Genomic DNA, 4,551 nt, shown 5'->3' with positions numbered 1-4,551 from the left:
CATCGGCTCGGACACCGCACCGGTGCGCGAGGTTGTCATCGATGGCGAGACGGGGGCGCTGGTGCCGTTCTTCGATGTGGAACGCATCGCAGAAGCCACGGCGGGCGCGCTCGAGGGCGGCAGCGCGTGGGCTGCACGCCGGCTTGCTGCGCGACGACTCGCGCAGCGTTATTCGATGCAGGCCGGCCTCGCCGGCTACGACGCCTTGCTGAGCGCGTCATCCCCCCAAGTGGTGGTGCCGGTTTCGTGAGGAATCGGCACTGCGCCGGATAGACTGACCTTCACAAGAACGGGAGTAAGCCTCCATGACGAGGACGAGGGGAGGGGCGCCACAAGTGGTGTCGCAACAGCAGCTGCTGTGGGCATTGGGATCGATCTGTTCCCTGCACCGCCAGCCGTTCGCGGCCGAACTGGTGGCTCGCGAGTTTCCGCCGCCGTGCACGCACGCGACGGTGATCGCGGCCGGCCGTGCGCTCGGCCTGAAGATCCGGCAGGTCACGCTGAAGCCTGCGCGTCTCGAACGCATGGTGTTCCCGCTGCTGGTGGCACTGAAGGCCGATGCCACGGACGACGCGGCACCGGTGTTCGGCATCGTGACCGCCGCGGTCGACGGCAAGGTGGTGCTGTTCAAGGCCGGCAGCGCGACGGCGAACGAGCTCGACGCCGAGACGTTCGCGCAGGCGATCACCGGCGTGGCCTGGCTGGCGGTGCCGGTCACTGCGGCCGCGGCCGATCCGGATGGTGCGGCCGGGGCACCGCGCTTCGGTTTCCGCTGGTTCGTGCCCGAGCTGATGAAGCACCGCCAGGTGTGGCGCGATGTGCTGCTCGCTTCGCTCGCGCTGCAGCTGATCGCACTCGCCACGCCGCTGTTCACGCAGGCCATCATCGACAAGGTGGTAGTGCACCGCACCGAGAGCACGCTGATCGCGATCGGCATCGCGATGCTGATCTTCACCGTGTTCACCAGCCTGCTCAGCTGGGTGCGGCAGTACCTGGTGCTGCACACCGGCAACCGCGTCGATGCGGTGCTGGGGGCGGCGATCTGGGAGCACCTGCTGCGGCTGCCGCTGCGCTACTTCCAGCACCGGCCCACCGGCGTCGTCGCGGCGCGGCTGCACGCGGTGGAGACGATCCGCGAGTTCGTCTCCGGCGCAGCGGTCGGGCTGGTGCTCGACCTGCCGTTCCTCGTGATCTGCCTGGGCGTGATGTTCTGGTACAGCGCGTTGCTGACCTGCATCTCGCTCGGCGTGCTGGGCGTGATCGCGGTGGTGAGCGTCGTGATCGCGCCGCTGTTCCAGGCGCGGCTGAACGAGCAGTTCCTGCTGGGCGCGCGCAACCAGGCTTTCGTCACCGAGCACATCGCCGGCTTCGAGACGGTGAAGAGCCTGCAGATGGAGCCGCAGCTGCGGCAGCGCTTCGCGGGCTACCTGGCGAGCTACCTGCAGTCGGGCTTCAAGACCAAGCAGACGGCCAACACCTACAACATCTTCGCGACCACGCTGGACCAGGTGCAGACGCTGCTGATCCTGATGGTGGGTGCGTACACGGTGATGACCGAGCCGAGCTTCACGATCGGCATGCTGGTGGCCTTCCAGATGTTCGCCGGCAAGCTGAGCCAGCCGGTGCTGCGCATCGTTGGCCTGTGGAGCCAGTTCCAGCAGGCCTCGCTGAGCGTGCAGCGGCTGGGCGACGTGATGAACGCGCCGGCCGAGCCGTACTCGATCACGCCGCAGCGGCAGACGGGTGGTGCCGGCCGCATCGAGGTGCGCAACCTCGGCTTCCGCTATGCCGATGACCTGCCGATGCTCTACCAGGACCTGAGCCTGAGCATCCAGCCGGGGCAGACGGTGGCGATCATGGGCCCGTCGGGCACGGGCAAGAGCACGTTCGCGAAGCTGCTGATGGGCTTCTACCAGCCGAGCCAGGGGCAGATCCGCATCGACGACGTCGACATCCGCCACATGGCCGCCAACGAGCTGCGCGCGCACTTCGGCGTGGTGCCGCAGGAGACGGTGCTGTTCAGCGGCAGCATCTTCGACAACCTGCGCGCGGGCAACCCGGCAGCCAGCTTCGACCAGGTGGTGCAGGCCGCGAAGATGGCAGGCATCCACACGACGATCGAGGCGCTGCCGCAGGGTTACCAGACCGAGATCGGCGAGCGCGGCAGCGGCCTGTCGGGTGGGCAGAAGCAGCGCCTGGCGATCGCCCGTGCACTGCTGAAGGGCCCGAAGGTCTTGATCTTCGACGAGGCGACATCGGCGCTCGACCACGACACGGCCGAGAGCTTCGCGAAGACCATCAACGGGTTGAAGGGCCGCGTGACGATGCTGTTCATCACGCACAACCTGCCCAAGGTTCTGAAGATCGATGCGGTGGTGCAGCTGCATCGGGAGGGCGGGCACCAGTTGCAGGCGGTGCCGGCAACGCCGGCGGACCTGGCTGCAGAGGCCTGAGATGCGGCTGCTGGGGTTTCCCCGAGGGAGAATCGTGCGGGTCAAGAGCCACACGTGCATATGTCCTGCACAGTTGATTTCTATGCTGATCCGATCAACACCACCTGGCAGTGCAACCCGGTGTTGGCAAAGGACGGCAAATGAACGATTGGCTGAGTGTTGCGGCAGTGATGTCGCTGGTGGGGCTTGTGGTTGTGGTGGTGAAGGTGGCGTGCGAGCGCTGGATTGAACGGCGAGCGGATGCATTGTTCCTGCAGGCGAAGGGCACCGCGCTGGATGCGGTCCGCTCGTACGGTTTCGAGACGGGCAAGGCGGAGCGGCGATGCCCTGCGTGCGCTGGGTTGGTGACGGTGAGTGAATGTGCGACTGGCGTGCCAGGGGCGCTGCCGGTGCTGGAGGTGCGCTGCGAATGCGGCCTGTGCGATATCAGCTTCTGCCTGCAAGCGCTGGTGGACGGTGAAGTGGAGTAGGTCGCCAGGCCGGACGCGCGGCTTGCAGTAGCGCGTCCGCGCGCGGACTCGTTCCATACAGAGTGCTCATAGCGCCATCTGGCTTGTAGATGTCCCCCATCAGGGGGTGCGCGCAGTTCCGGGATTTGCGGCGCGACGTGACTAGACTGCAGCGGTCAAGGGGGAGAAGGAAGAAGACATGTCGAGTCTCGCGATCAGTGACACGCCTGCGGGTGCGCCCGCATCACCGCAGCAATGGGTGCCCCATTCGGAGCGCGTGTTCTCGGTGCCGGGCCTGCTGTCGGCCGACGAATGCGCAGCGCTGATCGACCTGGCGGAGCGGCGCGGGTTCGACGCGGCATCGGTGCGGACGGTGGCGGGCCCGCAGTTGATGCGCAATGTGCGGAACAACGAGCGTGCGCAGTTCGAGGCGCCGTCGTGGATTGCGTTGTTGTGGGAGCGGTTGGCGGCGTTGCCGCTACCGCACCTGGACGGCGAAGCTGCCGCGGGTTTGCCGAAGGAACTGCGCTTCTACAAGTACTCGCCCGGGCAGCGCTTCAAGATGCACAAGGACGGGCCGTGGACCGAGGGCGGGATGACCAGCAGGCTGACGCTGCTGGTCTACCTGAATCACGGCTTCGACGGTGGGGAAACGGACTTCCGGGAGTTCAAGGTGGTGCCGCGGCAGGGAAGCGGGCTGCTCTTCGTTCACGACACGTGGCATGAGGGGGCGGCGGTCACGGAAGGGGCCAAGTACGTGCTGCGGTCGGATGTGTTCTACGACGGGAGTTCATCATGGCCTTCGTGAATGAGTACATCGCAAGCGCGGACGCGGAAAGGTACGACCTCGAATCCATCAATGAGACCTTCATCGTCGGAGGGACACATGCGCACGACTGGACCATTGATCGAGATCGCGACCTCTACCTGCGCGTCGTCGCACGAGGGCGGGAGGAAATGGCGGGCTGTTCAACGTGGACGCTGTATCGATGTGGCGACCTGATCGTCGTCGACCTGGACTGCGTTCAGCACCATGCCCACATGGGCCGAGGTCCCGCCGCAATGGCAGAGCTGTCACTCATCATAAATTTAAGAGATCGATCCATCTGAAGAAACATGGTGAAAAGTATGAAACTAAAACTAATCGTTCACGGACAACCAAATGCAGTGGATCGCCTTCGAGATAAGCGCGCGATCTCTTTGATGATCGCCTATTGGATCGGGGCTGGGGTCGTCGGAATAATTTTGCCGAGCGGCGAGTCTCTCGGGCCTCTCAGAGCAGTGTCCCTTGCAATAGTAAGTTCTATGAGTGGAGTTATGCAGGCGGCGCAGAGATCATTTGACCCCGCTTTTGTAGAGGTTTTTTCCACTTTCACGCTACTCTGGGCCACCATCCTTTTGCTCGTGAGCATATTCTGGTTGCCATCTGGTAATCGGAATCATTTCCCGTCGTTGTCGGCGAAGGTGATAGTAATTTTTCTTTGTTGCCTAATGATATTTATGGGGTGGCTTCCTTTAGGGTTATCTCAAGGGGCGGAATTTAGTTTTGGAAATGGTAGAACAAGCGCCATGCTGCTCGTTGCAACTTCTTCAAGATTTGGTGTTGTGACAGTGCTTGGAGTATTGTTTGGGTTTGCACAGTTCTTCAT

At 63.7% G+C, this 4,551-nt stretch carries 5 protein-coding genes and 1 pseudogene; all 6 read left to right on the top strand.

The window, feature by feature from the left end; translation table 11 throughout:
- Positions 1–250, top strand: a pseudogene (locus AC1D1T_RS30210) (hypothetical protein); the annotation flags it as partial.
- Positions 251–305: 55 nt separating this feature from the next.
- A complete protein-coding gene (locus AC1D1T_RS30205) occupies positions 306–2,453 on the top strand; it encodes a peptidase domain-containing ABC transporter (protein WP_477993129.1) in 2,148 nt (715 codons plus the stop codon).
- A 140-nt stretch (positions 2,454–2,593) separates the two neighbouring features.
- Positions 2,594–2,923 carry a hypothetical protein gene (locus AC1D1T_RS30200; RefSeq protein ID WP_156154632.1) on the top strand — a complete coding sequence of 110 codons (330 nt, stop codon included), beginning with the start codon at positions 2,594–2,596 and terminating at the stop codon, positions 2,921–2,923.
- Between the two features lie 178 nt (positions 2,924–3,101).
- Entirely contained in the window at positions 3,102–3,710 is a 609-nt protein-coding gene (locus AC1D1T_RS30195; RefSeq protein WP_477828203.1) for a prolyl hydroxylase family protein, read from the top strand.
- Positions 3,698–4,012 carry a hypothetical protein gene (locus AC1D1T_RS30190; protein ID WP_052211231.1) on the top strand — a complete coding sequence of 105 codons (315 nt, stop codon included), beginning with the start codon at positions 3,698–3,700 and terminating at the stop codon, positions 4,010–4,012. Before AC1D1T_RS30195 ends, AC1D1T_RS30190 begins: the two co-directional genes overlap by 13 nt.
- Before the next feature lie 6 nt (positions 4,013–4,018).
- On the top strand, positions 4,019–4,551 hold a 533-nt coding region (locus tag AC1D1T_RS30185; protein ID WP_477993128.1), incomplete at its 3' end, for a hypothetical protein.

This window comes from Rhizobacter sp. P2_H3, from assembly GCF_056403355.1.
This window is presented reverse-complemented; position numbering and strand designations above follow the sequence as displayed.

Excerpts from the sequence above, each read along its gene's own strand:
- AC1D1T_RS30195 (WP_477828203.1), top strand. The coding sequence starts at position 3,102 with ATGTCGAGTCTCGCGATCAGTGACACGCCTGCGGGTGCGCCCGCATCA.
- AC1D1T_RS30205 (WP_477993129.1), top strand. The coding sequence starts at position 306 with ATGACGAGGACGAGGGGAGGGGCGCCACAAGTGGTGTCGCAACAGCAG.
- AC1D1T_RS30200 (WP_156154632.1), top strand. The coding sequence starts at position 2,594 with ATGAACGATTGGCTGAGTGTTGCGGCAGTGATGTCGCTGGTGGGGCTT.
- AC1D1T_RS30190 (WP_052211231.1), top strand. The coding sequence starts at position 3,698 with ATGGCCTTCGTGAATGAGTACATCGCAAGCGCGGACGCGGAAAGGTAC.